The organism is Bradyrhizobium sp. RD5-C2, from assembly GCF_019972155.1.
Lineage (GTDB): Bacteria > Pseudomonadota > Alphaproteobacteria > Rhizobiales > Xanthobacteraceae > Bradyrhizobium.
Map to the genome: position 1 here is coordinate 294063 of NZ_BOVL01000008.1, position 25788 is coordinate 319850.

At 65.3% G+C, this 25788-nt stretch carries 29 protein-coding genes; 15 read left to right on the forward strand and 14 right to left on the reverse strand.

Going from position 1 to position 25788, the window contains the following annotated elements; translation table 11 throughout:
* The first annotated feature begins 43 nt into the window (after window positions 1-43).
* Window positions 44-424: a hypothetical protein gene (locus tag BraRD5C2_RS09100; RefSeq protein ID WP_207839205.1), complete on the forward strand. Its 381-nt coding sequence runs from the start codon at window positions 44-46 to the stop codon at window positions 422-424.
* A gap of 65 nt (window positions 425-489) precedes the next feature.
* Here the strand turns inward: BraRD5C2_RS09100 and BraRD5C2_RS09105 are convergent, their stop codons facing one another.
* Together BraRD5C2_RS09105 and BraRD5C2_RS09110 are read right to left on the reverse strand one after the other, a co-directional pair.
* Complete coding sequence (locus BraRD5C2_RS09105) at window positions 490-1272, reverse strand: SDR family NAD(P)-dependent oxidoreductase (protein ID WP_223967946.1); 783 nt, start codon at window positions 1270-1272, stop codon at window positions 490-492.
* 33 nt (window positions 1273-1305) lie between these two features.
* Window positions 1306-1896 carry an NADPH-dependent FMN reductase gene (locus BraRD5C2_RS09110; RefSeq protein ID WP_223967947.1) on the reverse strand — a complete coding sequence of 197 codons (591 nt, stop codon included), beginning with the start codon at window positions 1894-1896 and terminating at the stop codon, window positions 1306-1308.
* Between the two features lie 180 nt (window positions 1897-2076).
* On the opposite strand from BraRD5C2_RS09110, the gene BraRD5C2_RS09115 reads away from it, so the two are divergent.
* On the forward strand, window positions 2077-2331 hold the full coding sequence (locus BraRD5C2_RS09115; RefSeq protein WP_223967948.1) for a hypothetical protein: 255 nt from the start codon (window positions 2077-2079) through the stop codon (window positions 2329-2331).
* A gap of 168 nt (window positions 2332-2499) precedes the next feature.
* Window positions 2500-4581 (forward strand): methyl-accepting chemotaxis protein, encoded by a 2082-nt coding sequence (locus BraRD5C2_RS09120; protein ID WP_223967949.1) that lies wholly within the window; start codon window positions 2500-2502, stop codon window positions 4579-4581.
* Window positions 4582-4668: 87 nt separating this feature from the next.
* Here the strand turns inward: BraRD5C2_RS09120 and BraRD5C2_RS09125 are convergent, their stop codons facing one another.
* Window positions 4669-5331, reverse strand: a complete 663-nt coding sequence (locus BraRD5C2_RS09125) for an FMN-dependent NADH-azoreductase (protein WP_223967950.1) — start codon at window positions 5329-5331, stop codon at window positions 4669-4671.
* A gap of 100 nt (window positions 5332-5431) precedes the next feature.
* Between BraRD5C2_RS09125 and BraRD5C2_RS09130 the strand changes: the two genes are divergently transcribed.
* Window positions 5432-6283: a LysR substrate-binding domain-containing protein gene (locus BraRD5C2_RS09130; RefSeq protein ID WP_223967951.1), complete on the forward strand. Its 852-nt coding sequence runs from the start codon at window positions 5432-5434 to the stop codon at window positions 6281-6283.
* A 14-nt stretch (window positions 6284-6297) separates the two neighbouring features.
* Here the strand turns inward: BraRD5C2_RS09130 and BraRD5C2_RS09135 are convergent, their stop codons facing one another.
* From BraRD5C2_RS09135 to BraRD5C2_RS09145, 3 genes are all read right to left on the reverse strand, one after another.
* Window positions 6298-7461, reverse strand: a complete 1164-nt coding sequence (locus BraRD5C2_RS09135; RefSeq protein WP_223967952.1) for an acyl-CoA dehydrogenase family protein — start codon at window positions 7459-7461, stop codon at window positions 6298-6300.
* Between the two features lie 127 nt (window positions 7462-7588).
* On the reverse strand, window positions 7589-8521 hold the full coding sequence (locus BraRD5C2_RS09140) for an alpha/beta hydrolase family protein (RefSeq protein ID WP_223967953.1): 933 nt from the start codon (window positions 8519-8521) through the stop codon (window positions 7589-7591).
* A gap of 3 nt (window positions 8522-8524) precedes the next feature.
* Window positions 8525-9202, reverse strand: a complete 678-nt coding sequence (locus BraRD5C2_RS09145) for a nitroreductase (protein WP_223967954.1) — start codon at window positions 9200-9202, stop codon at window positions 8525-8527.
* A 151-nt stretch (window positions 9203-9353) separates the two neighbouring features.
* Between BraRD5C2_RS09145 and BraRD5C2_RS09150 the strand changes: the two genes are divergently transcribed.
* Window positions 9354-9602: a hypothetical protein gene (locus BraRD5C2_RS09150; RefSeq protein WP_223967955.1), complete on the forward strand. Its 249-nt coding sequence runs from the start codon at window positions 9354-9356 to the stop codon at window positions 9600-9602.
* Window positions 9603-9735: 133 nt separating this feature from the next.
* On the opposite strand, the gene BraRD5C2_RS09155 is transcribed toward BraRD5C2_RS09150, so the two are convergent.
* Together BraRD5C2_RS09155 and BraRD5C2_RS09160 are read right to left on the reverse strand one after the other, a co-directional pair.
* Window positions 9736-9981 (reverse strand): PilZ domain-containing protein, encoded by a 246-nt coding sequence (locus tag BraRD5C2_RS09155; protein ID WP_223967956.1) that lies wholly within the window; start codon window positions 9979-9981, stop codon window positions 9736-9738.
* Between the two features lie 70 nt (window positions 9982-10051).
* Window positions 10052-10957, reverse strand: a complete 906-nt coding sequence (locus tag BraRD5C2_RS09160) for an AraC family transcriptional regulator (protein ID WP_374707972.1) — start codon at window positions 10955-10957, stop codon at window positions 10052-10054.
* A gap of 377 nt (window positions 10958-11334) precedes the next feature.
* On the opposite strand from BraRD5C2_RS09160, the gene BraRD5C2_RS09165 reads away from it, so the two are divergent.
* The 3 genes from BraRD5C2_RS09165 to BraRD5C2_RS09175 are packed head-to-tail and all read left to right on the forward strand — an operon-like array spanning window position 11335 to window position 12985.
* Window positions 11335-12444: a DUF2336 domain-containing protein gene (locus BraRD5C2_RS09165; RefSeq protein ID WP_223967957.1), complete on the forward strand. Its 1110-nt coding sequence runs from the start codon at window positions 11335-11337 to the stop codon at window positions 12442-12444.
* 8 nt (window positions 12445-12452) lie between these two features.
* A complete protein-coding gene (locus tag BraRD5C2_RS09170; protein WP_223967958.1) occupies window positions 12453-12755 on the forward strand; it encodes a PilZ domain-containing protein in 303 nt (100 codons plus the stop codon).
* Window positions 12756-12799: 44 nt separating this feature from the next.
* The gene (locus tag BraRD5C2_RS09175) at window positions 12800-12985 is read left to right on the forward strand and encodes a hypothetical protein (RefSeq protein ID WP_223967959.1); all 186 of its coding nucleotides are present in this window, start codon (window positions 12800-12802) and stop codon (window positions 12983-12985) included.
* A 24-nt stretch (window positions 12986-13009) separates the two neighbouring features.
* On the opposite strand, the gene BraRD5C2_RS09180 is transcribed toward BraRD5C2_RS09175, so the two are convergent.
* Window positions 13010-13885: an MBL fold metallo-hydrolase gene (locus BraRD5C2_RS09180; RefSeq protein ID WP_223967960.1), complete on the reverse strand. Its 876-nt coding sequence runs from the start codon at window positions 13883-13885 to the stop codon at window positions 13010-13012.
* 126 nt (window positions 13886-14011) lie between these two features.
* Window positions 14012-14308 carry an HU family DNA-binding protein gene (locus BraRD5C2_RS09185; protein WP_092113589.1) on the reverse strand — a complete coding sequence of 99 codons (297 nt, stop codon included), beginning with the start codon at window positions 14306-14308 and terminating at the stop codon, window positions 14012-14014.
* 340 nt (window positions 14309-14648) lie between these two features.
* Here BraRD5C2_RS09185 and BraRD5C2_RS09190 point away from each other — a divergent pair, with 340 nt between their 5' ends.
* Together BraRD5C2_RS09190 and BraRD5C2_RS09195 are read left to right on the forward strand one after the other, a co-directional pair.
* On the forward strand, window positions 14649-15623 hold the full coding sequence (locus BraRD5C2_RS09190; protein ID WP_223967961.1) for a glycerophosphodiester phosphodiesterase family protein: 975 nt from the start codon (window positions 14649-14651) through the stop codon (window positions 15621-15623).
* A gap of 75 nt (window positions 15624-15698) precedes the next feature.
* Window positions 15699-16331 carry a DapH/DapD/GlmU-related protein gene (locus tag BraRD5C2_RS09195; protein WP_223967962.1) on the forward strand — a complete coding sequence of 211 codons (633 nt, stop codon included), beginning with the start codon at window positions 15699-15701 and terminating at the stop codon, window positions 16329-16331.
* Between the two features lies 1 nt (window position 16332).
* Here BraRD5C2_RS09195 and BraRD5C2_RS09200 read toward each other — a convergent pair whose 3' ends face one another.
* The gene (locus tag BraRD5C2_RS09200; protein WP_223967963.1) at window positions 16333-17955 is read right to left on the reverse strand and encodes an ABC-F family ATP-binding cassette domain-containing protein; all 1623 of its coding nucleotides are present in this window, start codon (window positions 17953-17955) and stop codon (window positions 16333-16335) included.
* A 160-nt stretch (window positions 17956-18115) separates the two neighbouring features.
* On the opposite strand from BraRD5C2_RS09200, the gene BraRD5C2_RS09205 reads away from it, so the two are divergent.
* Complete coding sequence (locus BraRD5C2_RS09205) at window positions 18116-18559, forward strand: DMT family transporter (RefSeq protein WP_223967964.1); 444 nt, start codon at window positions 18116-18118, stop codon at window positions 18557-18559.
* A gap of 18 nt (window positions 18560-18577) precedes the next feature.
* Here the strand turns inward: BraRD5C2_RS09205 and BraRD5C2_RS09210 are convergent, their stop codons facing one another.
* Complete coding sequence (locus BraRD5C2_RS09210) at window positions 18578-19282, reverse strand: GrlR family regulatory protein (protein WP_223967965.1); 705 nt, start codon at window positions 19280-19282, stop codon at window positions 18578-18580.
* A 289-nt stretch (window positions 19283-19571) separates the two neighbouring features.
* Here BraRD5C2_RS09210 and BraRD5C2_RS09215 point away from each other — a divergent pair, with 289 nt between their 5' ends.
* The 4 genes from BraRD5C2_RS09215 (at window position 19572) to BraRD5C2_RS09230 (ending at window position 24730) form a co-directional block, all read left to right on the forward strand.
* A complete protein-coding gene (locus BraRD5C2_RS09215) occupies window positions 19572-20663 on the forward strand; it encodes a hypothetical protein (RefSeq protein WP_223967966.1) in 1092 nt (363 codons plus the stop codon).
* A gap of 142 nt (window positions 20664-20805) precedes the next feature.
* Complete coding sequence (locus BraRD5C2_RS09220) at window positions 20806-23580, forward strand: xanthine dehydrogenase family protein molybdopterin-binding subunit (protein WP_223967967.1); 2775 nt, start codon at window positions 20806-20808, stop codon at window positions 23578-23580.
* On the forward strand, window positions 23577-24101 hold the full coding sequence (locus BraRD5C2_RS09225) for a (2Fe-2S)-binding protein (RefSeq protein WP_223967968.1): 525 nt from the start codon (window positions 23577-23579) through the stop codon (window positions 24099-24101). The genes BraRD5C2_RS09220 and BraRD5C2_RS09225 overlap by 4 nt, the downstream gene beginning before the upstream one ends.
* Before the next feature lie 11 nt (window positions 24102-24112).
* On the forward strand, window positions 24113-24730 hold the full coding sequence (locus tag BraRD5C2_RS09230; protein WP_223967969.1) for an Isoquinoline 1-oxidoreductase subunit: 618 nt from the start codon (window positions 24113-24115) through the stop codon (window positions 24728-24730).
* A gap of 9 nt (window positions 24731-24739) precedes the next feature.
* On the opposite strand, the gene BraRD5C2_RS09235 is transcribed toward BraRD5C2_RS09230, so the two are convergent.
* A complete protein-coding gene (locus BraRD5C2_RS09235; protein WP_016843021.1) occupies window positions 24740-24889 on the reverse strand; it encodes a hypothetical protein in 150 nt (49 codons plus the stop codon).
* Between the two features lie 63 nt (window positions 24890-24952).
* Window positions 24953-25771, reverse strand: coding sequence for a tetratricopeptide repeat protein (locus tag BraRD5C2_RS09240; RefSeq protein WP_223967970.1), 819 nt, complete (start codon window positions 25769-25771; stop codon window positions 24953-24955).
* Window positions 25772-25788 lie beyond the last annotated feature (17 nt).

Consider the following 25788-nt stretch of genomic DNA (forward strand, 5'->3'; position numbering starts at 1 on the left):
GCTAGCCTTGCCGCAAAATGTCTAAAACATCGGGAGGAATTCGATGCGTTACGCTCTGCTGATCGGCGGCCTGATTGTCGCGGCAACACCGGCCCACGCCGATCCGCGCGCGGCCTATGTCACCATGGTGCTGCAGGCCTTCGCCGCCAAGGTCGAGTGCCCCGGCACCGATCTCGTCTATCAGGACCTCGTGCAGCGCGCGCAGGACATGCACCTGCCCGACGGCACCACCGAACAGGTGCGCAAGGCGATCGCCTTCATGCATACCGGCGGCAAGATGGGCGAGAAGCAGGCCGACGACCTGATGACCGAAGTCGCGATCGCAACCCAGAGCACCGACCTCGACCAGCGCCGCGCCGGCAGCATGACGACCTGGTGCCAGGACCAGAAGACGCGGCTCGCGGGCTACATCAGGACCAAGTAGTAGAAAGCGTTTTCGAGCGAAGCGGGCACCGGTTCGCGTGAAGAAAACGCGTCAAACAAGAATCCTCAATCAAGCTCCGGCGGCGCGAACCAGTTGGTCAGCGACAGGCCGCCGTCGACCACGATCGATGCGCCGGTGACGTAGCCGGAGAGCTTGTGCGAGAGCACGGCGAGCGCCATCGGCGCGAGATCGTCCGCCTGACCAAGCCGGCCGAGCGGAATGTGCTTGGCCAGCGCGGGATCGGCGACGAAGCCGCCGGCCGCGATCGCGCCTGGCACAAGCGCGTTGACGCGGATGCCGTAGCGGCCCCAGCTCTTGGCAAGCTCCTTCACCAGCATCGCCATGCCGGCCTTCGCCGTCGAATAATGCGGCAGATTGCGCGGCGTGCCCGCGTGCAGCGAGGTGAGCAGCAGGAACGAGCCAGGTTTCTTCGCCGCGATCAGCTTGCGCGCCAGTTCGCGCGACAGATGAAAACCGGCATCGAGATTGACCGCGTGCATCTGCCGCCAGGTCTCTTCATCGACCGCCATCGCATGATCGGCCTCGCGGCGCGGCGGCGAGGCGCTGTGGACGAAATGCGTCACCTGCCCGACCGTGGCTCGCGCATGCGCCAGCAGGGCGTCGCACGCCGCACGTTGCGCGAGATCGCCGACCCAGGGCACGGCAAGCTCGGGATGCCGGGCAGCCTTGATGGCGGCCAGCACCCTGTCCTCATGCAGGTCGGCGAACACCGTGCGCACGCCTTCACCGACCAGGGCCTGCGCGACCGCGCGGCCGATGCCGTTGCCGGCGCCGGTCACCAAAGCGGCCTCGCGCGCGGGATCGAAGGGCGATGTGAAGAGGCTCATGATGCCGATCTCCGAGGACGTGCAGGCCTGCACTCAGTATGGCGGCGCCTTGCGCGCCCGCTGTGCCTTGGCGGCTTCGATCCACCAGGTGAAGTCGTCGGCAAAGCGTGGAAAGGCGCGTTCGAGCGACTTGCCGCCCTCGCCGATCGGCTTGCCTTCGGCGGACAGGGTCTGCGCGATCGGCCCCGCGCTGATCGTGCTCGACACCACCACCATGCCCATCTCCGACAGCGTGCCGTGCCAGGCGGTCGCGGCGCGCGCACCGGCGAACCGCCCCGCCGAATAGCTTGCGATGGCCGCCGGCCGCCAGAACCATTCCTCGAGGAAATGATCGGTCAGGTTCTTCAGCCCGGGCTGGATGCCCCAATTGTATTCGCCGGTGACGAACAGGAAGCCGTCGGCCTCGCGGATCTTTCCGGCGAGCGTCTCAAGCACGGCCGGCGCCTGGCCCTTGGGATGTTCCTTGTACATCCGGTCGAGCATCGGCAGGCCGACCTCCTTGGCGTCGATCAACTCGACATCGTTGCCGCGCGCACGCAGGCCGTCGACGACGAAATGCGCCAGGCGGATGCCCATGCGATCCGAACGATAGGAGCCGTAGAGAACGAGAATGCGGTGGGTCATGATGACGCGATCCTACCACGGCGCTGCGACAGCCGTCCCGCGGCCGGCGCGCAGATATTAACGGGCATTCCGGCGCGTTTTCCCGGCATTAGGCAATTCGTCGCAGATCGTCCACCGCGGCCAAAAATCGCCAGATTTGTTTTCTGGATATGTTTTTCGCTTCGAGAAGGAGAACCCGACATGCAGATCGCAAAGCTGGTTTTCGCAGGCTCGCTCGCGGCCGTCGCTGCCGTTGCCACGCCAGCGCTGGCGAAGAGCGCCGAGCGGCAGAAGGCCGACGAAAAAGCCGCCACCACAACCAATTCGGCCGGCTGCCAGGCCTACCAGCAGGCCGCCGACGGCACCTGGAACCAGCTTCCCTGCGGCGAAGCGGGCACGGGCGGCGCGACCCAGCACCGCGCCGCGACCAAGGGCGCTGACGACGACGGGCACTGACCGTCACACCGTGCCGCCACGCGCGGCCGAACGACCCGGCGCGTTCGACTTTCGGACAACGCGGACTGGGCGGGACCGCCGCGGATCCCTGATCATAAACCCAAGCTTAATGCGCACCCGGTACGGTTGAGGTCTCTCCCTCTCTCGTCAAGAAATGGCGCGCATCCCATGAAAATCGGTACTCTCCTGACGGCCGCGATCGTCTCCTTGTCCGCGGTCGGCGGTGGCCTTGCGGCCTATGTCGCGGTGACCAAGTACCAGACCATGGACAAGGTCTCGACCGCGCAGAGCCGGCTCGAGATCGTCCGCGCCGTCGGCGACATCCCGCGCTACATGAACCCCGAGCGCGGCTACGCCACCAACCTGCTGCTCGCAGGCGGCACGATCGACCCGAAGCAGATCGCCGAGCTCGACCGCCAGCGTCAGTTGACCGACGGTGCGCTGGCCAAGGTCAACCAGGTGCGCACCACCCTGCCGGGATCGCTCGACGATGGCGAGGCCGTCGCACGCGAGATCGACGCGCTGAAGGTGAAATTTGCCGGGCTGCGCGACGCCATCGCGGTTGCCATCTCAGGTCCAGCCGATGCCCGCCGCGCGGCCGCCGGCAAGATCGTCGCCGACAATTCCGTATTCAACGCCGGTGTCACCACGCTGCTCGACGAGCAGGTGCGCCGGCTCGCCGGTCTCGACGGCAATGCCTATCGCCAGGCCAGCTACGCCAACGTCGCCTGGATGCTGCGCGACACCGGCGGTCTCAATGCCAGCCTGCACAAGGCGCTGGTCGGCGCCAAGCGCGTCGCGACCGATCAGGAGAAATTGGAACTCTACCGCTCGACCGGCCGCACCGAGCAGATCCTCTCGACGCTGCAGGAGTTGCGCAACAATCCGGCGACGCCCGCGAACGTCATGACGGCGCTCGGCAAGATGCAGGCCGACTATGTCGAGCGCTTCGGCAAGGCGCTGAAGCTTGCCAAGGAAGGCGCCGTGTCCGGCAAGTATGAGCTGGATCTCGACACCTACTATCCGGAATCGCAGATCGGCCTCGCCGCCATCATCACCGTGCGCGAGGCATTCTACGAGAACGCCGAGCAGGTGCTTGCGAGCGCCTATTCGTCGGCGCGCTTCAGCTTCGTGATCGCACTGACCGGGCTGCTCGCGGTCATTGCCGTCAGCGCCGGCCTCATCGTCGTGGTCCGCCGCCGCATCCTCAACCCGATTGCAGCCCTCACCGGCCGGATGTCCCGCCTCGCCGCGGGCGATGTCGCCGAGGCTATCCCGGGCGCCGCGCGCAACGACGAGATCGGCGCGATGGCCGCCGCCGTGCAGGTGTTCAAGGACAACAGGATCGAAGCCGATCGCCTCGCGTCCGAGAAGGAAGCCGAGAACGACGTCAAGATGCGCCGCGCCCGGGCGCTCGACGATCTGACCCGTGCTTTCGAAGCCAAGGTCACCGAACTGGTCGGCGGATTGTCCGCGGCGTCCTCGGTGATGGAGGACACCGCGCAATCGATGTCGGCCACCGCCTCCGCCACCAATCGCCAGGCTGCAGTCGTGGCTGCTGCCTCGGATCAAACCTCGACCAACGTGCAGACGGTCGCGAGCGCGACCGAGGAACTGACCTCCTCGATCTCGGAGATCGCCCGCCAGGTCGCGACCTCGACCGAGATCGCCGCCCGTGCCGTCGACCATGCCCGCCGCACCGGCGACACCGCGCGCTCGCTGGCCGAGGGCGCCCAGAAGATCGGCGACGTCGTGACGCTGATCCAGAGCATCGCGGCGCAGACCAACCTGCTCGCGCTCAACGCCACCATCGAGGCGGCCCGCGCCGGCGAGGCCGGCCGCGGCTTTGCCGTGGTCGCCTCTGAAGTGAAGTCGCTGGCCGGCCAGACCGCGAAGGCGACCACGGAGATTTCCGAGCAGATCACCGCGATCCAGACCGCAAGCGACGAGACCGTGACCGCGATCCGGAGCGTCGTCGACGTCATCACCGAGATCGACCAGATCGGCACCGCGATTGCCGCCGCGATCGAGGAACAGGGCTCGGCGACCAAGGAGATCTCGCGCAGCGTTCAGGAAGCCGCGCGCGGCACCCAGGAGGTCAACTCCAACATCTCCGGCGTGCAGCGCGCCGCCGACGACACCGGCGCCGCGGCAACCCAGGTGCTGGGCGCCGCCGAGCAGCTCTCGACGCAGTCCAAGGACCTCGCCGGTCAGGTCAACCGCTTCCTCTCGGACGTGCGGGCGGCGTAAGAGCGCGCCCGACCAAGAGACGGAGCGGCAGCGCAGACCAGCCAGCTGCTTTGACACATGGTGACAGCGCCCGGCGGCGATGCATCGCTATGACGTCGCCGCGCGTGATGACGAATGCGCAAGCTGCTTCACCGCCTCGACCGCGGCCCGCTTGGCGGCCGCACGCGAGGCATGATCGACGTCAGGTCCCGCGAGGGTCTTTTCGACCACGACCGTCGTGATGTCGGTAATGCCGATATACCGCAGCCACATCTCCAGATAGGGCCTTTGGAAGTCGTAGCTGCCGGCGGGCGTGATTGCCGTCGGCGCATAGTCGAGCCCCCGCGCCAGCACCAGCAGAGCCTTCCTCCCGTGCAGCAGGCCGCCGAACGCCCGTCCGTCAAACGAGAACAGGAGATCCTTCTGCGACACGACATCGATGAGCTGCTTCAACTTGTAAGGTATCGAGAAATTCCACAGCGGCACCGCGAGCAGAATCACGTCGGCTGCGAGAAAGCGCGCGGCAATCGCGGATATCTGTGCCCACGCTTCGGCCTGCTCAGGCGTTAGCGCCGTTCCCGCCAGTCCGGCGTATTTCGCCATCATGACCGGACCGTCGAACTCGGGGAGCTCCGTCGACCATAGGTCGAGGACATCGACGCTGAGATCGGGCGCGATGTCGCTCCATGCAGCGAGTGCGGCGTGTGCCACCTCGATCGACGCGCTGCGGTTCTTTCGCGGGGATGCTTCGACATAGAGGATGCGGGTCATCTGGAATCTCCGGGGCTGGTGGCGGCCCAACAGAGCAGCTTCCGTTCAGTGAGAGAAATGATATATAGTAATCTAATTAATCTCATATCGAGATATATCAATGTTCGACACAACGCTCCTCCGGACGTTTCAGGCGGTCGCGCAGGAGGCAAATTTCACCAAAGCAGCGCGCCGGCTGAATCTCACGCAGTCCGCGGTCAGCGCACATATTCGCCGCCTGGAGGTTCAGGCAGACCGACCATTGTTCGCACGCAACACGCGGTCGGTCGCGTTGACCGCCGAGGGCGAAGCCTTGCTCGGCTATGCGCGGGCCATCCTTCGCCTCAACGAGGATGCGCGCCTGAGATTGTCAGGCAAGAACCGCGGCGTTCATTTGCGCATCGGCGCATCCGACGACTTCATGAGCAACTGGCTGCCGCGCACGCTCGCGCAATTCCAGCATGGTCACCCTGGTCTGACGCTGGAGGTGCGGGTCGCGAACACGGCTCTGCTGCTGGCCGGGCTCGACCGGGGCGAGCTCGATGTCGTGGTTTGCGGCCGATGCCAGGGCGACCAGAGCGGCCAGTTGCTGTGGCGCGAGCCTCTGGTGTGGGCCTATGCGAAGGGCGCGGCGCCGGATACCATGGCGCCGCTCCCGCTCGCGCTGTTTCCCGAGCCCTGTCCATATCGCGATGCCGCGCTGGCCGCGCTCGCTGCGGCCGGCCGTGAAGCCCGCATCACTGTGGTGAGCCCGAGCATTGGCGGTCTGCGTGCCGCCGCTGCGGCCGAGCTTGCGGTGTGCCCGCTCTATCGCAGCCTGCTCACACCGCAATTGCGGGCGCTCGGCCGCGAAGCCGGCTTGCCCAGACTTCCCGAGGTCGAGTTCACGGTGTTCACCCGCAGTCGCGGCGGCCCGCGCGAGATCGGCGACATCGCCCAGGATATCATCAAGGCCGCTGCGAGCCGACGATAGCCCTCACGCGCTGATCAGCCGCCGCGCAGGCCGAGCACGCGGCGGGCGATCGCCTGGCGATGGACCTCGCTCGGGCCTTCGTACACCCGCATCAGGCGGGCCTTCTGCCAGAGCGCGTTGAGCGGCAATTCCAGCGTCACGCCGAGAGCGCCGAGCGTCTGCATGGCGTGGTCGCAGGCGTCATAGGCCATTTCGGTCGCGAACACCTTGATCATCGAGGCCTCGTGGCGGATGTCCTCGCCGCGATCGGTCTTGTCGGCAGCCTCGCGCACCATCAGCCGGCATGCATGCATGCGCGTCGAGATGTCGGCGATCCACCACTGGATCGCCTGGCGCTCGGCGAGCTTGACGCCGAAGGTCTCGCGCTGCTTGGCGTGCTCGCACATCATGTCGAGCGCGCGCTTGGTGATGCCGACGCAGGTCGACCCCATCTCGAGCCGCCGCGTGCGCAGCCGCAGCTGCATCGGCGCGTAGCCCTTGCCGACCTCGCCCAGCACCGAGTCCTTCGGGATACGGCAGTCCTCGAACACGATCTCATAGGTCGAGCCGCCGCCGACCATCGGGATCTCGCGCTCGATGATGAAGCCCGCCGTGCCCTTCTCGACGATGAAGGAGGTGATGCCGCCCTGGCGCTGGTCGTTGCCGACGCGCGCCATCACGATGATGAAATCGGCGGCGCGCGCATTGCTGATCCAGATCTTGCGGCCGTTCAGCACCCATTGCTCGCCGTCGAGCACCGCGCGCGTCTTCATCCCCGCGGGATCGCCGCCGGCGCCGGGCTCGGAGATCGCGATCGCCGACGTCATCCGGCCCTCGATGTAGGGCTGCAGATATTTCTTCTTCTGCGCGTCCGTGCCGACCGCCTGCAGCATGCGCAGGTTCGGCGAATCCGGCGGCAGCACGAACGGCACGCAGCTGCGGCCGAGCTCTTCGTGCACTGCAGCCATCGTGCGCGTCGGCAAATCGTGGCCGCCGAGATCCTCGGGTGCATCAAGGCCCCAGAGGCCGAGCTCCTTGGAGACGTCGCGCAGCCGCTTGCGCTGCTCTGCGGTGAGCTCGGGATGATCGCTGCCGGGCAGTTTGGATTTGAGATATTGCGGCTCCAGCGGGATGAGTTCGCGATCGACGAATCTCGCGACGGTCTCGCGGATCATGGCTGTCTGTTCATCATCGCTCATCTGGGATTCCTCGCCTGTGCTGTTTCGCTTCACAAAACCAGTAGCGCATTTTTTGTCGGCACAAATAGCGGAAACGCGCGCTCGCGCGATGGTTTCATGGTGCGGAATTCAATATCCCGCGGCGCGGTCAGCGTGTGCTTAATTGCGCCGGACGCTCGGGCGCGTCGAGCAGACGATCACGCAGCACAAGGTTATTGGCTGCAAGGAAGCGATCGACGATCGGCGCCCAGATCGCCGATCCGTTCTCGCTGAACAGCATGTGACCGTCACTGCCGAATGCGGCCGTTCGAACCAGCGAGAGCTTGCCGCCTGATTTCGCGAACGCGTCCGACAGCCGCGTCACGAGTTTCGGGCCGAAGAAATGATCGTTGTCGGCGGAGACCCAGAGCAGCGGAACGCGTGAGGATTTTCCGAACTGCGCGAAGGCGTCGACGAGCTCGCCTTCCCCGCAGACCGTATCGGGGCCGCTCGATCCGCGGCCCGGTGCGAACACGATCGCGGCCGCGAGACCTGGCGGCGCATTCGAGGTCAATGCAACCGTAGCGAAACCGCCCGCCGAGCGACCGACGCTGATCCACTTTCCGCTCCTGACGTAAGCCTGGCCGGCCATGAATTTGGCGGCGGCTGCGATGTCGCTGGCGCCGGCGCGGCCGGCTTTCGCGTAGTCCGGACCGGAGCACGGCCCGTAGGTCTCGGCCCATCCACCCTGCGAACTTCCGTAGCCCCGGCGCAGGAACACCACCGCCACCCAGCCGCGGCGCGCGAACTCCGCCGCCTGCGCCCACATCCCATAAGGGCTCATCGACGGACGGTCGCTCGCCGAGCGCGGCGAGCCGTGACTGAGCAGGACCAGCGGATGCGGCTGCCCGTCATCCGGCCGCAGCACGATCGCGTCGAGCAGCGCAGCGGCCGGCCCTGCCCCTCCCGCATTCGGCACCGGGATCTTGAGCGCATCGAGGCGTACGCCTTCCGCCCGCCCCGAGCCGAAGGCCGAGATGAAGACCACCAGGGCCAGAACGACCGCGCCGATGCCGCTGCGGGTCCGCACTGGTCGGATCATGCGCTACTCGGCAAAGCCGACATAGCGGACAAAATCGCCGTTGGCCTCGCGGTCCGAGCGCACCGCGTTGGCGGCGAAACTGTCGTCGGGATAGCCCATCGCGACGCAAGTCATGATCACCTGGTCTTCCGGGATGTTGGCGACCTCGCGCACGATGTCGGAGCGCATGATGCCCTGGCCGTTGATCACACTGCCGAGGCCGCGATCCCAGGCCGCCAGCACGATGCCGTAGCAGAGCGCGCCGAGATCGAAATGACACACCGCGCCGGGATCGAGGATCCGGTCGTAGGCCAGGACCAGCGACACCGGGGCGTCGAACTGGCGGAAGCCGCGCAACACCCAATCCTGCCGCATCGGCTTGTCGTCGCGGGCAATCCCCATGGCGCCGAACAGCTTCTTGGCAATGTCGACCTGGCGGCCGCGGTGCACGCCCTGGTATTCGCCATGGCTGACGATGTCGCGCTTGGCCTTGGCGCCGGCGATCATCTCCTCCATGTTGCGGCGCCGCACTTCCTCCAGCGGCGCCCCGGTCAGGACATGGACGTGCCAGGGCTGGGTGTTCATCGAGGACGGCGCGCGCTTGGCCACCTCGATGATCTCCTCGACGGTCGCCCGTGACACCGGTTGCTTCTTGAACCCGCGCACGCTTTTGCGTGTCTGTACCAGCGTCTCGAATTCCATTTCCGCGTTTCCCCCATTTTGTTCCGCGCTGCACACGGAATTTTCTCGCAGCTATCGGGGTATTTTATAGACAAATTCGGCTGTGGGAACTTGATCGAGCCAAGAATCCAATATCCAATCCGTCCACTGGTTTGGTTTAGGGAGAACCCAGATGAAGCGGATTTTCTTGGCGGCCGTGATCGCGACCTTTGCCGCCGGTTCGGCATTTGCACAGGACGCCTCCTGCGAGACGAAAGCCGTCGGCAAGGACGGCAAGCCGCTGGCCGGCGCGGCCAAGACCTCGTTCATGAAGAAATGCACCACCGACAGCTGCGAGACCAAGGCGGTGGGCTCCGACGGCAAGAAGCTCGCCGGCGCGGCCAAGAACTCGTTCATGAAGAAGTGCCAGAGCGGCGCTTGAGCCCCTCGCCGGCGCTTATCTAGCCCCCTCAATCGGGACAGACTTCATCGGGACTCAATCGGGTCGCGCAGGGCGCGGCCCGAACGGCTGTTGACGGGTGGACGGACCCTTCATCGGCCCACGCCCTGTGGCGCTAGAACGACACGCCGACCCGGACGCCCCTGCTCCAGACCCGCCGGCAACGCTTCCGGGTGTTGCCGTGAAACATCTCGAAACGCTCGGGCAACTGGATCGGCTTGGAAAATTCCAGGCAGGCCCCGCCGGCGGAATAGTCCACCAGCCGGCATTCGATCAGGGGCGCCTTCGGTTCGAGCTGGAGTTTGACCACGCTGGAGACGCATCCTGTCGGACGAACACGCGCAAATCGTCGGGGATGCATCAGGCCGCCTCTGGTGGAATCGTACCCACAGATTCGCAACCGCCCGTTAAGATTTGGTTCAGGCGGATTGTTACGATTCGTGTCTACCGCCGGCCGGATCGGCGGGCGCGATGCCACCACGGCGCGAGGCCGCCAGCGTCTCCGATGGCGCTTCCCCGAACTGCGACCGATAGCTTCGCGAAAAATCGCTGAGGTGCCAGAACCCGTAGGCCAGCGCGCAGGCCTTGACGCTCGGCGCACCGGCAAGCAGTTGCTGGCGCACCAGCCAGAGCCTACGCAGCCGCAGGTAGCGATGCAGGCTGATGCCCCGGTAGCGCTGGATCGCATCATGCAGCGTGCGCACCGACACGCCGATCTGCCTGGCGAGTTCGCCGCTGTAGATCGGGTGCGCGACGTCGCCGGCCAGGACGGCGCGCGCGTCGTTGAAGACCTTGAACTGACGCGTCGTGTTGGCCCGCGTCGCCCACTTGGCCGGCACGATCTCGGCGAACGCGTTGTCGATCGCGGACAGCAGCGTCTCCTTGATCGACGCGCCCGTGGCGAACTCTGCAATCGTGACCTGATCCGACGTGACGAGCAGAACCTGCCTCACCACGTCGCGCAGCCGATCCTGCGCGCGTTGAGATATCTCGTGAATGCTGAAATGGAGTCCGGCACTCGGCCAACCGCGGTCGACAATCTCGGGCGTGAACATCATCGAGACATATTGGCGGGGCGTCTCCTCTACCGAGGTGTAGAACGCGCCGCCGCCGCCGAGCACGATCACCGCACGATCGCGCTCGACGCCGTTGAACCGCATCGGAACGCCGTCATCCATCGTGAAGCCGACCGCAGTCGTATGTCGCGCAAGCTGCGCGTCGACGATCCGCGGGAACGACTGTGTGTAGTTGAGCTCGCATCCCGGCAAACTCAGGATGATCTGCTCGGCCGAAATCTTTCGCGCAAGCGGCGTGAAATCAACATCCAAATCCCGGATCGAACTCCGGAACGCATCGACATCGTCAAAACGAAAGACTCTCGGCACCAGCAATGGCGCCGTCAAATGACTGCTCCTGTGAAATGGTCTCTAAAATTTGCGCGCGGCGCCGCGCACAGCGCGCCGGCCGCATTGATAAATTGCATGCACAAAATTCGAATCGTCCAATGAACTCAGTCAGAAAAAATGCTGTCCGCTCGTCGAACCCGACAATCTGGCAAAATAGCGCTGCTGCCGAATTTCGATAGTGTTTGCCGCGATATCCACCGTTGGGATCAACCTCCACATCAATTTCTATACCCCTATTAAAGATTCGGGGAGCAGATTGACATCGGGAACGATGATGTTCCCCGTCGCGGAACATTTTAGGGACCGCAATGACAGCTATTGCCTCGCCCGATCTTATTGCCAAGCTCGACCATGTCTTGAGAGCCGGTTCCCCAGACCTCCGCACGCGCATGCTGCAGGAGGTGGCCGGGCTGTTTCTCGACGACGCCCACCGCCTCAGCGAGCATCAGGTCAATCTGTTCGACGACATCCTGATCCGCCTGACCGAGAGCGTCGAGCTGCGGACCCTGACCACGCTCAGCCGCTCGCTCGCCGACCTGCATCTGGTGCCGCGGGAGCTCGCCCGTCGCCTCGCCAACCATGATGATGCCGATGTCGCCGCTCCGATCCTGCGAAAATGCGCCTGCATTCCGGACGCCGATCTGATCGACATTGCCTGGATGCGGGCCGAGGGACATCTCTGCGCGATCGCGGGACGCAAGGCCGTCAACCAGGAGCTCACGGACATTCTGCTGATGCGAGGCGACAGCAACGTGCTTCGCGCGCTCGCACGCAATCCCGGCGCGGACATGACGAGCGCAGGCCTTGCCATGATGGTCGATGCCGCCGAGCGCGACGAGGACATCGCAGCCGCGCTGGTCGCGCGCAAGGACCTGCCTCACCGCGTTGTTGCCGACCTCGTCGTGCGATCGACGCCGCGCCAGCAGGCCCGGCTACTCAAGATCGCACACCCCGAGATCCAGCACGCGATCCGCGCTGCCATCGATGGCGGCGCAGCCCGCGCCTCCGCAAGCCCCCCAGCCACAATCGACTATGCGGAGGCGCGGGCCACGGTGATGGCCCTCAACAATTCCGGACAGCTGAACGATTCCAGCGTCAACCGCTTCGCGATCCGACGGGAAGTCCACAACGTCGTCGCGGCACTGGCGCAGCTCGCGACCGTTCCGATCGAGACGATCGCGCCGTTGATGCAAGCCGCCGACATCAACGGGCTCGTGATCGCCTGCCGCGCATCGCGACTGAACTGGAACACGACGGCCACCATCGTCAGCTACCGGAAGGCCGGCTCGAAAGTCCCGCCGGATCAGCTCGAGCAGGCCCGGAAGATGTTCGAGGCACTGCCGCTCTCAAATGCGCAGCGCATGATCCGGTTTGGCTCGCTGAGCGAGTTGGCTGCGAAACCCCTTCAGGCAGTGTGAGTTGCGTTATGACGTATGGTGACCGCAGGGCTGAGCGCGTCAGGCTTGAGACGCGCCATCCCGTCAATCTCATGGGTGTCGACGGCACGTGGCGGCGCAGCTGCATCCTGCTCGACGTCTCGCAAAGCGGTGCCCGGCTCGAGGTCGACGGAACGCTTGATGTGCTGAAGGCCCAGGAGTTCTTCCTGGTCTTGTCCTCGCGAGGACTGGCATTCCGCCGCTGCGAGCTGGTTCGTGTCGACGGCGCCGAGATCGGCGTGCGATTCATCGAAGAACGAAAGCGAAAGGGACGTGCCGTCATTCCGAGATGAGGATTGGCGGCAGCGGGCCCTGAGGGGAAGTTGACGACATGACCATGCACAGAGCAACAAACATCGCGGTATCGGCGGTCTCCGCCGCACCATTGCGCGGCACCATCGCAATCGACTGTGCCGGCACCGTCGCGACCTTCGAGATCGACGAGGAGCTCGCCCACCGCCTCTGCACCGATCTCGAGCGGTTTCTGACCCAGGTGCCGCGCCGGACCGGCGCGGCACGGTGACCTCGAACCGCCGACTGCCGCGCCCTACCCGCGCTTGAACCGATAATCGAAGCGGTCGCCGTCCGCCGTGATCAGGCCGACGGTGGGGGCCGGAAAATGGATCGGCAGGATCAGCGTGTCGGTTCCGGCCACCGAGGCAAAGAACTTTCGCCGCGAGACCGCCGATTGCTTCGAGTCCCAATCGGGCTTGGCCGACCAGTCCGGCTCGCGGCACTGGATCGCGTGGTGCATCAGATCGCCGGCAACCACTGCGCGCTGTCCCTTCGAGAAGATGTTGACGCAGCAATGGCAGGGCGAATGGCCCGGCGTCGGCGTCAACGTGACGGTGTCGTCGAGCGCATAGTCGTCGTCGACCAGCAGCGCCTGCCCGGCTTCAACGATCGGCAGGCAATTGTCGCGAAACACCGTGCCGGGCGGATTGGCGCCCTTGGCATTCTCGGCCTCCCAGGCGGCATACTCGCCCTTGTGGAAGACGTACTTCGCGTTCGGGAAGGTCGGCACCCAGCGCCCGTCGCGCAGCGTGGTGTTCCAGCCGGTGTGATCGATATGCAGATGGGTGCAGAACACGTAATCGATCTGCTCGTAGGAGATGCCGAGCGCGAACAGCTCGTTGCGCCAGCGCTCCTTGCCCGGAAAGTCGAACGGCGGCGGGTGCCCCTTGTCCTCACCGGTGCAGGTGTCGACCAGGATGGTGTAGCGCGGCGTCCGCACCACGAAGGTCTGATAGGTGATCACCATCATTCCGCGCGCGGCATCGAAGACTTCCGGCTCCATTGTCTTCAGATGATGCTTGAACACATCGTCGTCATAGGTCGGGAAGAAATCCTGCGGCCGCCGCCACGGCCCCTCGCGCTCGATCACCGCGTCGATCGTGATGTCGCCGATCCTGATTTGCTTCATGCCGTTTCGCTCCCGCTTTTTTGAAAACCGTAGCGGGCGATGCTGAGCCGGACAAGCCGGACACAGCGCGGCAGGCCATGCGCCGTTGCATTGCTTGCGCGCGTGGCTTGCCGCAAACCGTAGTCTTTAAACAGCGTCCTTGGCGACCTTGAGAGGTGACGCCTTGACCGACTTGCTGGCCGGCTTCGCTGCAAACTCCATCGGCTCTTTCGTGAAAGGATTCACACCGCTGCGAGCTTCCGTGGCAGGCTTATGCACAACAGACATTTTCACAAAGCCAGGAATGACGAACTCACCGGATTCGTTCAGCTCCTTGTAGCCAACAGTCGCCATGTGCTCGATGACGGTCCTCACGTCATTCTTCGAGATCTGCGTGCCCTCGGCAATCGCGTCGATCAATTGATTTTTCGTCATCTTGGCCATGCTGAAAATCCTCTGAATTGGGGGGCGCGCGAGCTGCGATGTAACTCTGTCCAGAATGTGGTAGAGCCACGCAGCGCGCTTCTTGTTCATGCCAACGGTCATGAAGTCACCGGGCTTAAAACCTATCGAGGTCCGAAACGCAAGCATGCGAATCGCGGTACCTTCGATAGCGCAACAATCTGCGGTGCATATTTCTCGACCCGGTTAGCGCCTTGGTTCCACGCGCGGACTTGCTCAACAAGGCGATTGCCGTTGACGACGGCTTGAAGGATCAGGCCGCCGCAAATCGACCCAAAACGCGCCCTACCCGGAGCGACTATCCAGCAGGGAAAAGAGTCGCTTGGGCAGGAAATTGAAATACGCGGCAGCGGCGATCGTTGCCATCGCCGCCGGCATCTACCTCAACAACTCCAGTCTTCTCGCAACCCACGCCGGCGGCAAGCCGGTACTGCTCGCCCATCGCGGCATGGCGCAACGCTTCGACGAACGCGACCTCAGGAACGACACCTGCACCGCGGTGCGCATGCTGCCGCCAACCCACGACTATCTCGAGAACACGACCCGCTCGATGCGGGCGAGCTTCGAGCAGGGCGCCGATATCGTCGAGCTCGACGTCCATCCGACGACCGACGGCGAGTTCGCGGTGTTTCACGACTGGACGGTCGATTGCCGTACCGACGGCCAGGGCGTCACCCGCGAGCAGCCGATGGCGCGGCTGAAGATGCTCGATATCGGCTATGGCTACACCGCCGATGGCGGCAAGACCTTTCCATTCCGCGGCAAGGGCATCGGCTTGATGCCGTCGCTGGACGAAGTGTTCAAAACGTTTCCGGATCGCCGGTTCCTGATCAACGTCAAGAGCCGCGATCCCGCCGAGGGCGAGAAGCTCGCGGCGATCTTGAACCGGCTCCCCGCCGAGCGACGCAAGCTGATCATGGTCTATGGCGGCGACGATCCGATCGAGGCGATCCGGCGTCTTGCGCCGGGGACGCGGACGATCTCGCGCGCGGCGATCAAGAGCTGTCTCGTGCGCTATCTCGGTTATGGCTGGACCGGCATCGTGCCGGACGCCTGCCGCAATGCCATCGTGCTGGTGCCGATCAACTACGCGCCGTGGCTGTGGGGATGGCCGGACCGTTTCCTCAACCGCATGGCGGCGGCAAACAGCGTGGTGTTCGTGCTCGGCCCCTATCAGGGCGGTGAATTCTCGACCGGGGTCGACGATGCCGAACTCTTCCGGCGCCTGCCCGAGAACTATTCCGGCGGCATCTGGACCAACGAGATCGAGACCATCGCCCGCCTCACCGGCCGCTAGATCCGGCATCTCCTGTCATCTCGTCGTCATAGAAATCGTGCGACTGAAGCCGCTCGCTGCATCGAGGATAACGCTATGAACGGACTAACCGCCGCCCGCCCCAAGCTTGCCGAAACCGTCATCGAGCCGACGGTCAAGCTGCGCGAGGTCAAGGTCGGCCGTTGCTGCGAAGTCCTCGGCGACACCGCAATCGAATATACCGAGCTCGGCGACTACTCCTATCTCGGCAGCGGCTGCATGGTCGCCGACGCCGTGATCGGCCGGTTCTGCGCGATCGCGGCGCAGGTTAGGATCGGCGCGCCCAATCACCCGGTCGAGCGCCCCTCGCAGCATCGCTTCACCTACTGCCCTGAATATTACTCGGCCTCCGCCGAGCGCGACCACGGCTTCTTCAGCGACCGGCGCGCGGACCGCGTCGTGATCGGCAACGACGTCTGGATCGGCCACGGCGTGATCGTTCTGCCCGGCGTCACCGTCGGAGACGGCGCGGTGCTCGCGGCCGGCGCGGTGGTCTCGCGCGATGTCGCGCCCTACACCATCGTTGGCGGCGTGCCGGCACGGCCGATCAAGGAGCGCTTCAACCGCAAGATCGCGGCCGAGCTGTCGCAGATCGCCTGGTGGAACTGGCCGGCCGAGACGATCTGGGAGCGGCTACCGGAGTTTCAGTCCGGCGACGTCGAGGCGTTTTGCGCGCGGTGGAGAGCGTGAGCTAACTCCGCAACCCCGGCGCTTCCTGCCCGGTGCGCGCGACGTATTCGGTGTAGCCGCCGCCAAACTGATGGATACCTTCCGGTGTCAGCTCCAGCACGCGGTTGGAGAGCGCGGCGAGGAAGTGCCGGTCGTGGGACACGAACAGCATCGTGCCCTCGAACTCGGCGAGCGCGTTGATCAGCATTTCCTTGGTGGCGAGATCGAGATGGTTGGTCGGCTCGTCCAGCACCAGGAAGTTCGGCGGATCGAACAGCATCTTGGCCATCACAAGCCGCGCCTTCTCGCCGCCCGAAAGCACCCGGCACTTCTTCTCGACATCGTCACCCGAGAAGCCGAAGCAGCCGGCGAGCGCGCGCAGGGAACCCTGCCCGGCTTGCGGAAATGCGTCCTCCAGCGACTGGAACACGGTACGCTCGCCGTCGAGCAGGTCCATTGCGTGCTGGGCGAAATAGCCCATCTTGACGCTGCCGCCGACCGCGACCGCGCCGTCGTCGGGCTCGGTTGAACCGGCGACCAGCTTCAAGAGCGTCGACTTGCCGGCGCCGTTGATGCCCATCACGCACCAGCGCTCGCGGCGGCGGATCATGAAGTCGAGGCCGTCATAGATGCGCTTGCTGCCGTAGGCCTTGTGGACATTCTTCAGGCTGACGACATCCTCGCCGGAGCGCGGCGCCGGCTGGAATTCGAACGCCACGGTCTGGCGCCGCCGCGGCGGCTCGACCCGCTCGATCTTGTCGAGCTTCTTGACGCGGCTCTGCACTTGAGCAGCGTGCGAGGCGCGCGCCTTGAAGCGCTCGATGAACTTGATCTCCTTGGCGAGCATCGCCTGCTGCCGCTCGAACTGCGCCTGCTGCTGCTTGTCGGAGAGCGCACGCTGCTGCTCGTAGAACTCGTAATTGCCGGAGTAGCTGGTGAGCTGGCCGCCGTCGATCTCGACCACCTTGTTGATGATGCGGTTGATGAACTCGCGGTCATGCGAGGTCATCAGCAGCGCGCCCTCATAGCCCTTCAGGAACTGCTCGAGCCAGATCAGGCTTTCGAGATCGAGATGGTTGCTCGGCTCGTCGAGCAGCATGACGTCGGGACGCATCAGAAGAATGCGCGCCAGCGCCACCCGCATCTTCCAGCCGCCGGAGAGCTTTCCGACATCACCGTCCATCATCTCCTGGCTGAAGCCGAGCCCCGAGAGCGCCTCGCGCGCGCGGCCGTCGAGCGCATAACCGTCGAGCTCCTCGAACTGATGCTGCACCTCGCCATAGCGCGCGATGATGTCGTCCATCTCGTCGGCCTTGTCGGGGTCGGCCATCGCGGCCTCGAGTTCCCTGAGCTCGGCCGCGACCGCGCTGACCGGCCCGGCCCCATCCATCACCTCGGCCACGGCGCTGCGGCCGGACATTTCGCCGACATCCTGGCTGAAATAGCCGATCGAGATGCCACGATCGAGCGAGACCTGGCCCTCATCGGGGATCTCCTGGCCCGAGATCATCCGGAACAGCGAGGTCTTGCCGGAGCCGTTCGGGCCGACAAGGCCGATCTTCTCGCCCTTCTGGAGCGCCGCGGAGGCTTCGATGAAGAGGATCTGGTGGCCGACTTGCTTGGAGACGTTATCGAGGCGGATCATGCTCTATGACTGGGAACTGAGGGTTTGCGGCCTCTTATTCGATCTGGGACGTGGGTGGAAGCCCAATCCTTAGGGTTTCGCGCCGTGCTTTACGCATGCCACGAACGTTGCCGATCGAATATGACATGAAATCCTTCAGCGACCGGTTTTGGGGCGTCACATGCAAGTCTGGTTTCTCTATCTGCTCGCGCTCGGCGCCGGCATCGCCGTGGCTGTTCAACAGGTCCTGAACGGCAACCTCCGCTCCGCGCTGAATTCGCCCGCCTGGGCCGGGCTCGTCAGCTATCTCGGCGGTCTCGTGACGATGGCGGTCGTGCTGGTCGCGACGCGGGAGCCGGTGCCGTCCTGGAAGCTGGTCTCGGCCGTGCCGTGGTGGGCCTGGAGCGGCGGCATCCTCGGCGGCGTCTTCATCCTCCTGATGATCCTGCTGCTGCCGTCGCTCGGCGCCGCGACCTTGCTGGCGCTGGTGGTCGCGGGTCAGATGACCGCAGGCATCGCGATGGACCATTTCGGCGCGTTCGGGCTGGCGCAGCATCCCGTGTCGATCTCACGGCTGGCCGGCATCGCGCTGATCATCGGCGGCGTGCTTCTGATCAAGGATTGAGAGCGAGCCGCGCTTGAACTACGCGCGGCGCATCAACCGCAATTCGGCCGACAGGCGAAGGCTGCGCTTGCCGGCCAGCGCAATGCCTTCAAGCTCGGCGCCGTCGTCGCCGCAGGTCCCCGCGAAACCGATGCCGACCTCGTAGCCGCCGAACACCGGGTACGCGCCCTTCGCCGGCGTATGCTCCTGGTTGACGATCTCGCCGCGCCAGCGGCCATCCGCCGACGAATACGAGCCGAGATAATAGAAGAACGCATCGCCGCCGAGGATGCGGCCGTCCATCAGCAACATCACCCCGGTGAGGCCGGCATCGACACCGTCGAGCGCGCGCAGCTGGATGGAATAGAGCCCGTTGACGATGCCACCCAGCCCGACCTCCCCGCGCGGCGGCAAGGCCTCGTCGTCTAGCGGCGCCAAATTCGCCCAGAACACGCCGTCCGGCATCGCGTCCGCCCGGCCCTCGAGCAGGATGGTCGAGCCTTCGGTTCGGCCGCGCACCTTGATGACGGCGACGTCGGCGCCCATCAAAGGCTTGAAATTGGGATCGTCGTTGTGACGCTCGGTGATCACGTCGCCGGCGATCTCGCCATTCGTCACCTGATAGGTGCCGAGATGGGCGAAGCCTGAATTGCCGCCCATCATCTTGCCGTCGTGCAGGCACATGATGCTGCGGCCGAATGCGCCGTTGATGCCGTACTCGACCTTGTAAAGTCCGTTGAGCACGCAAAAAATCCAATAAATAAAATTGATTCTGTTCGCGAGATAGCACCGGGCCGAAGGCTGCACCATTGGGTGTTTTGGCGCAGGGCAAGGCCCGCAATGTCCGGGTGTGGACACCAGGTGATTCGTCGCTTAGCTGTAGTTACCGCCCGCGTTGTGCTGCGTCACGCGGGATCTACACCCCCTGTTCACTTCTCTCCAGTTCATTGCGTCCAGGCATTTGCGCATTCCGCCGATGATCGCGCGGCCGCATCCGGCCGCGACGTTGGCGCGAGGCTTCGAGGAGCATCACATGATCAATCGCTTTCGCCTGGCCGCCGCGCTGGCACTGCTGCTCGGCAGCTGTAGTGCGGCGCTGGCCCAGTCGCTGCCCGACTACATGGCACCGATCGCGAGCAAGACCAGCTCCACGCCGGCCGATGTCGCGACCAAGGACGTGCTGGCGCTCAACACCGGCATGTTCGAGCTCTATGGCGATGCGGCGCGGATCTTCCAGAAGAACATCCTCGACAAGCATCCGGTGATCCTCGGCCTGTTCTCCGGTGCCGGCGGCCACCTGATCCTTTACCGGCCGGGCAAGCCGCCGACCGAGGCGCCGCAGGTGCCGGTCGTCTATCAGCTGCTCAAGTCGGTCGGCCACAGCACGATGGCGCTGGCCGAGGTGGTCGGCCCCTATGTCAACAATCCCGACGACAAGGCGTGGCGCGGGTCGATGCAGGCCTATCGCAGCCGGATGCAGTCGGCGCTCGACGGGCTCGATGCCACGCCAATGCAGGCGGACTGGCGCGACAACAACCGCGCCATCCTCAAGAACAACATCGCCTTCATGGATGAATGCCTCACCGCCGGCGCGATCCCGTTCGCGACGCTCGAGGCATTCGGCAAGAAGCAGGCGCCGCTGCTCGCCAAGAACGTCGCCTGGGCCGCGCAGACCCAAGTCGCGCACTGGATGACGGTCATGGCCGACTGGAAGACCCAGCTCGGCGCCGACTGGGACAAGACCTACGGCGCGAGCAACACGATCTATGTGGCGCGGCAGAACAACGTGATCTTCAGCGTGCTGGCGCAGTTCTTCGGGCCTGACGCCATCAACAGCCGCCTGATGCTGATCGAGACGATTTCCTTCACCACCACGCCATCGGACATGCTGGAGTCGCTGACCCGGATCATTGCCGACCGCTCGGTGGGCGCACTGTTCTTCGGCAGCTACCATTTGATGGACTACGAGCTGATGGGGGGCGACGCGCGCGAGGCAATCATCGCCGAGACCAAGAAGCGCGGGATGACGACCTTCCTGCCGCCGCTGGTGCCGTTCGGTTCCAAGCAATGGCCGACCCTGATTACCCCGGGTCCGGGACCGGCCACCATCGCCGACCTCAAGTGAGGCCAGATCTACAAGTGAGAAGGCTACGACCTATTGCGGCATTGCGATTGCGCTCGCTTTGCTGCAACACTGCAGCGTGCATTTTGTCAATTCCTAAACCGTGGCGCGATTCGCCACCGAAGCGTTGTTGAGAGATCAGACCATGCGGCCCTCGCGACGCGACTTCGTGAAGTGGTTGTCGGCAGGCGGCATCTCGGTCAGCCTGTCGCATCTGGCGCTTGCGAAGGAGCCCGCCTTCGCGACCCGCGAGACGCTTCCCGGGCGCGGCCATTTCAATCCGGCGCTCAAGGGCGCCGGCCGCGTCGACGGGGTGGCCAAGGTCACCGGCGCAAAGCTCTACGCCTCCGACTTTCGCGCTGCCGACATGCCGGGCTGGCCTGCGACCACCTCGCACGCCATCCTGGTCCGCGCCAACGACGCCACGCATGTCTATGCCGGCATGGACCTCGCCCGCCTCGATGGTCCGGCGAAGCCCTCGGTCGTCGTGACTGCGGCCGATCTCGACCGGATCGGCACGCGGGTGCCGGAGTTCTACACCGGCGATCTGTTCTGCCCGGTCGGCACAACGCCAATCTATCTCGGACAGCCGGTCGCGCTGCTGATCTTCGAGCAGTTCGACGCCTTCGACCGGGCACGCCTCGCGCTGCGCGATGTCGGCTTCGTCAAGTTCGGCGACGAGACCGGTCCGGTCGTCCTGCCGAACTTCGGCGCGTATCGCTTCACCCGCGTGGCCGGCGCCACGTCCGATGCGCCCGACGTCTATTCGCCGATCCAGGCCGGCTGGGTCTCGCCGAGCCGGATCCAGAACGCGGCGCTGCCGGTCTGGCTGCCGCTCGCCAAGGAGACCAAGGCCGACTACGCCAAGGCCGCGATCCATGGCGAAGCGATCCGCGCCCAACTCGCCACGGATGATCCGTCGCAACTCGTGCTCGACCGCGAGTTCGAGACCCAGTCGGTCGATCCGATGTTCCTCGAACCCGAGAGCGGGCTCGCCTGGTACAACGACAACAGCGGCAATCTCGAACTGGTGCTCGGCGTGCAGTCGCCCTATGAGGCGACCGAGTCGATCGCCTTCATGCTCGGCAAGGCCCGCTCGCCCTTCCGCCCCTCGCACATCAACGCGCAGTTCGCCCATATCGGCGGCGGCTTCGGCGGCCGCGACCACACCCCGTTCGTGCTTTACGTGGCGCTGGCGGCAATGTTCTTCCCGGGACGGCCGGTGCGGCTGGCGCACGACCGCTACCAGCAATTCCAGGGCGGCATCAAACGCCACCCGATCAAGATGCGCTCGCGGATCGGCATCGATCGCAAGAGCGGCAAGATCACGGCATTCGCCGCTGACCATGTGCTCGACGGCGGCGGGCTCGCTAACTTCTCCGCCAACGTCGCGACCGTGGCCGCCACCGCGGCGATCGGCATCTACGACGTCCCGAAAGTCGACGTCACCACCGTGGCGCTGCATTCGCGCGGCGTGACTGCGGGCTCGATGCGCGGCTACGGCACGCTGCAGACCATGACCGCGCTCGAAGTCCTGATCGACGAGGCCGCCAGCGAACTCAAGGTCGATCCGATCGCGTTCCGCCGCAACAACGCGCTGAAGCAGAACGGCCGGACCATGACCGGCAACCCCTACATCGTGTCGGTGCGCACGCCCGAAATCCTCGACAAGCTCGAGACGCATCCGATCTGGCGGCAGCGCGCCGACTTCAAGCAGAAGGCAACGGAAGGACGGCTGGTCGGCACCGGCGTCGCCTGCGTCACCAAGGATTACGGCGCAGGCGCGGATTGCTCGCTCGGCCGGGTCGAGATCGATCCTGAGGGACGGATCGCAATCTTCTGCGACCACGTCGAGATGGGCAACGGCATCGGCACGGCGCTTGCCAACCGCGTTGCCGGCCATCTCGGCGCCGTGGCCGATGAGGTCGCCGTCTCCCGGGTCGACAGCTACGACGCGCTCGGGCTTGTCACGTCCGGTGATCCCTACACGATGGATCAGAAGACCCAGGATCTCGCCGAGAAGAACCCGCGCTGGGTGCCCGCGATCAGCTCGGCCACCAGCGCCTCGATCGGCGCGCATATTGGCACGCACTCCTCGGCCGAAGCCGCCCGGGTCATCTTCCGCTACGGCCTATGGCCGGCGGCACTCGAGCTCTGGCACATCGGCAAGGCCGATCCGCGCGCCCGGCAATGGGACAGAGCGCGCTGGAACGAGGGCCAGCTCGTGCTCGATGATCTCGCGCCGCTGCCGCTGCCGAAGCTCGCCGCGACCGCGCATGCGCGCGGCTTCGTCACCGGCGCGGTGGCGCACAGCTTCTCGCGCTGGGCCTGGTCGCGTGCGCGCTTCCCGCTGTTCGGCGAGCAGTACCGCGCCGAGATCGATGCGCTGGCGATCCGCCGCGGCCGTGGCCGGTTAGAGCGGATCGACCGCGTCAGCGTCAAGTTTCCGCCGACCGACAACAACCGGATCGGCACCGCCTATACCTCGATGTGCGGCACGCTGGTGCGTGTCGAGATCGAGCGCGCGACCGGCATCCTGCGCATCGCCAAGGCCTACAGCGTGTTCGAATGCGGCCAGGCGCTGGTGCCTGAAGTGGTGCTGGGCCAGTCGCATGGCGGTTTTGCCATGGGCGTTGGCTACGCGCTGCTCGAAACCCTGCCGCCGTTCGAAGGCGGCCCCGGCAACGGGCAGTGGAATCTCGGCCAATACCTGATCGCGCGCGGCTCCGACCTGCCGCTGCACGATCTCGAGATCGAGATGCTGCCGCCGCTGACGCCGGACGAACCGCCGAAGGGCATGGCCGAGGTGGTGATGATTCCGATCGTGCCGGCGCTGCTCAACGCCATCAACGATGCCACCGGCCATCGCTTCCGCTCATTGCCGGTGACAACGAGCCTGCTCAAGGGAGCGCTTGCGTGACGACGCTCAACCTCACCATCAACGGCCAGAAGCACGGCCCGATCGAGGTCCGCGACGACCTCTCGATGAACGATCTCCTTCGCGAAATGCTCGGCATGACCGGCACCAAGTTCGGCTGCGGCGCCGCGCAATGCCTGAGCTGCGCCGTCATCATCGATAACCCCGACGGCACCAGCTACACCACCCCGACCTGCGTGGTGCCGGCGGCGAATTTCGACGGCAAGGCGATCCGCACCGTCGAGGGCCATGCCAAGGACGGCGAGCTCTCCGCGTTGCAGCGCGCCTTCATCGAGCATTTCGCGTTCCAGTGCGGCTATTGCACGGCCGGCTTCCTCAACGAGGGCCAGGTGCTGCTCGAACTTCTGGCAAGAGAGCCGGTGGCGCGGGACCAACTCGAGACCGTCATTGCGGACGCGCTCGACGGCCATCTGTGCCGCTGCACCGGCTACATCAAGTATCATCAGGCGGTGCGCGACGTGATCCTTGCCGATCCCAAGCGCTATCTGACCGCCAACAAATGAGCGCACGCGCGATGACATCGGAAACGCGGTTTCGGATCATTGCGGTGCTGACGGCGCTCGCGACCAGCCTCTGTGCCGGCTATGCGGCGTCGGAGAGCGCGAGCCACGCCCTCGCCTCGCCGGAAAGCTTTGCCGGTATAGAGAATGTCGAGCAGCGCTCGGCGGCGATCTTCACCGAGCTCGGCAAGGTGTTGACGCATCCGCGCTGCACCAATTGCCATCCGGCCGGCGACAGCCCGCGGCAGGGCGACATCAGCCGCATGCACCAGCCACCGGTCACGCGCGGTGCCGACGGCCATGGCAGCAACGCGATGCGCTGCTCGATCTGCCACCAGCACGCCAATTTCGATCCCGGCCGCGTGCCGGGTCACCCGGAATGGCACCTCGCGCCGCGCGAGATGGCCTGGGCCGGGAAAACCGTCGGCGAGATCTGCCAGCAGATCCGGGATCCCGCGCGCAATGGCGGCCGCAAGGTCGAGGATTTGATCGAGCACATCGGCAAGGACACGCTGGTCGGCTGGGCCTGGCATCCCGGCTTCGGCCGCTCGCCGGCGCCGGGCACGCAGGCAGAGGCCGGCGCTTTGGTCGAGGCCTGGGTGAAGACCGGCGCGGCCTGCCCTGCGCCCTAGCACACACGCTTAGTGGCGCTTGAAGTACTGCACGTCGCGCTCGTGCTTCTCTGCTGCCGCGCGTGACTTGAAGGTGCCGAGATTGCGGCGCTTACCGGTCTTCGGATTGACCTTGCGAGAATACAGCCGGTACTCGCCGGAACGCAGCTTGCGGATCATGACGTCGCCTCGCCAGTGCCTTTCGCACGTCAACGATATGCGAGCGCGAGCGTTCCTGTCTGACTAGAAGCAGAGGTTGGTCACGGCATTGCCGCGCTTGTCCTTGATCACGTACGGGCAGCGCGCCCGCTCCAGCGCCTTCTTCGCATCCACATCGCCGAGCGCGGCCGCGCGCTCGTAATAGGCTTTTGCCGCATCGCTATCCTTCGGTCCGCCGCGGCCGGCCTGCGCGAAGGCGCCCATCCGCTCCAGCGCGCCCGGATGGTTCTGCGCGGCAGCCTTCTCGAACAACGCGCGCGCACCGGCATCGTCCTGAGCGCCGCCCTTGCCTTCCGCCAGCATCATGCCGAGCTGGTACTGCGCCTCCGCATTGGTCTCGGCAGATTTGGAGAGCAATTCGCGCGCGCGTGCCGGGTCGGACGCGACGCTACCGCCGAGCGCAGCGAGATTGCTGACGCCGCGCGCGTTGCCGGCCTGCGCCGCGCGCTCGAACAATTTGCGCGCCTGCGCCTCGTCTTTGGCGACGCCGGTCCCATTGCCGTAGAGCACGCCGAGCTCGACCATCGCCGATGTCGAGCCCTTGTCGGCCGCCTTGCGCCAGGCCGACATTGCTTCGGCGGCCTGCCGGTTGGCGGCATAGGCGCGGCCGAGTTCGTACATCGCGCGGCGCGACGATTTTGCCGCCACCGCACAATATTTGATCGCGGTCGCGATATCGGCCGACGCAATTTCGGCCACGCCCTTCACGTCGGCCGGTTTGTCGGGGTCGGTGGGATCGGCGGCGAGCCGATCGCACAGCACGAGGTCGGCCGATTGCGCGTAAGCAAGCACAGGCGCGGCCAGCGCCAAGGCAAGGACGATTGCATGGAGAGGTCTGAACATGCCCGGCAGGGTGCGTC

Coding starts and splice junctions, on each gene's coding strand:
- BraRD5C2_RS09130 (WP_223967951.1), top strand. CDS start 5,432: ATGTTCGACACAACGCTCCTCCGGACGTTTCAGGCGGTCGCGCAGGAG.
- BraRD5C2_RS09100 (WP_207839205.1), top strand. CDS start 44: ATGCGTTACGCTCTGCTGATCGGCGGCCTGATTGTCGCGGCAACACCG.
- BraRD5C2_RS09125 (WP_223967950.1), bottom strand. CDS start 5,331: ATGACCCGCATCCTCTATGTCGAAGCATCCCCGCGAAAGAACCGCAGC.
- BraRD5C2_RS09170 (WP_223967958.1), top strand. CDS start 12,453: ATGACGTATGGTGACCGCAGGGCTGAGCGCGTCAGGCTTGAGACGCGC.
- BraRD5C2_RS09220 (WP_223967967.1), top strand. CDS start 20,806: ATGCGGCCCTCGCGACGCGACTTCGTGAAGTGGTTGTCGGCAGGCGGC.
- BraRD5C2_RS09240 (WP_223967970.1), bottom strand. CDS start 25,771: ATGTTCAGACCTCTCCATGCAATCGTCCTTGCCTTGGCGCTGGCCGCG.
- BraRD5C2_RS09230 (WP_223967969.1), top strand. CDS start 24,113: ATGACATCGGAAACGCGGTTTCGGATCATTGCGGTGCTGACGGCGCTC.
- BraRD5C2_RS09145 (WP_223967954.1), bottom strand. CDS start 9,202: ATGGAATTCGAGACGCTGGTACAGACACGCAAAAGCGTGCGCGGGTTC.
- BraRD5C2_RS09140 (WP_223967953.1), bottom strand. CDS start 8,521: ATGATCCGACCAGTGCGGACCCGCAGCGGCATCGGCGCGGTCGTTCTG.
- BraRD5C2_RS09205 (WP_223967964.1), top strand. CDS start 18,116: ATGCAAGTCTGGTTTCTCTATCTGCTCGCGCTCGGCGCCGGCATCGCC.
- BraRD5C2_RS09200 (WP_223967963.1), bottom strand. CDS start 17,955: ATGATCCGCCTCGATAACGTCTCCAAGCAAGTCGGCCACCAGATCCTC.
- BraRD5C2_RS09180 (WP_223967960.1), bottom strand. CDS start 13,885: ATGAAGCAAATCAGGATCGGCGACATCACGATCGACGCGGTGATCGAG.
- BraRD5C2_RS09135 (WP_223967952.1), bottom strand. CDS start 7,461: ATGAGCGATGATGAACAGACAGCCATGATCCGCGAGACCGTCGCGAGA.
- BraRD5C2_RS09115 (WP_223967948.1), top strand. CDS start 2,077: ATGCAGATCGCAAAGCTGGTTTTCGCAGGCTCGCTCGCGGCCGTCGCT.
- BraRD5C2_RS09185 (WP_092113589.1), bottom strand. CDS start 14,308: ATGGCCAAGATGACGAAAAATCAATTGATCGACGCGATTGCCGAGGGC.
- BraRD5C2_RS09235 (WP_016843021.1), bottom strand. CDS start 24,889: ATGATCCGCAAGCTGCGTTCCGGCGAGTACCGGCTGTATTCTCGCAAG.
- BraRD5C2_RS09165 (WP_223967957.1), top strand. CDS start 11,335: ATGACAGCTATTGCCTCGCCCGATCTTATTGCCAAGCTCGACCATGTC.
- BraRD5C2_RS09150 (WP_223967955.1), top strand. CDS start 9,354: ATGAAGCGGATTTTCTTGGCGGCCGTGATCGCGACCTTTGCCGCCGGT.
- BraRD5C2_RS09105 (WP_223967946.1), bottom strand. CDS start 1,272: ATGAGCCTCTTCACATCGCCCTTCGATCCCGCGCGCGAGGCCGCTTTG.
- BraRD5C2_RS09215 (WP_223967966.1), top strand. CDS start 19,572: ATGATCAATCGCTTTCGCCTGGCCGCCGCGCTGGCACTGCTGCTCGGC.
- BraRD5C2_RS09175 (WP_223967959.1), top strand. CDS start 12,800: ATGCACAGAGCAACAAACATCGCGGTATCGGCGGTCTCCGCCGCACCA.
- BraRD5C2_RS09110 (WP_223967947.1), bottom strand. CDS start 1,896: ATGACCCACCGCATTCTCGTTCTCTACGGCTCCTATCGTTCGGATCGC.
- BraRD5C2_RS09155 (WP_223967956.1), bottom strand. CDS start 9,981: ATGCATCCCCGACGATTTGCGCGTGTTCGTCCGACAGGATGCGTCTCC.
- BraRD5C2_RS09195 (WP_223967962.1), top strand. CDS start 15,699: ATGAACGGACTAACCGCCGCCCGCCCCAAGCTTGCCGAAACCGTCATC.
- BraRD5C2_RS09120 (WP_223967949.1), top strand. CDS start 2,500: ATGAAAATCGGTACTCTCCTGACGGCCGCGATCGTCTCCTTGTCCGCG.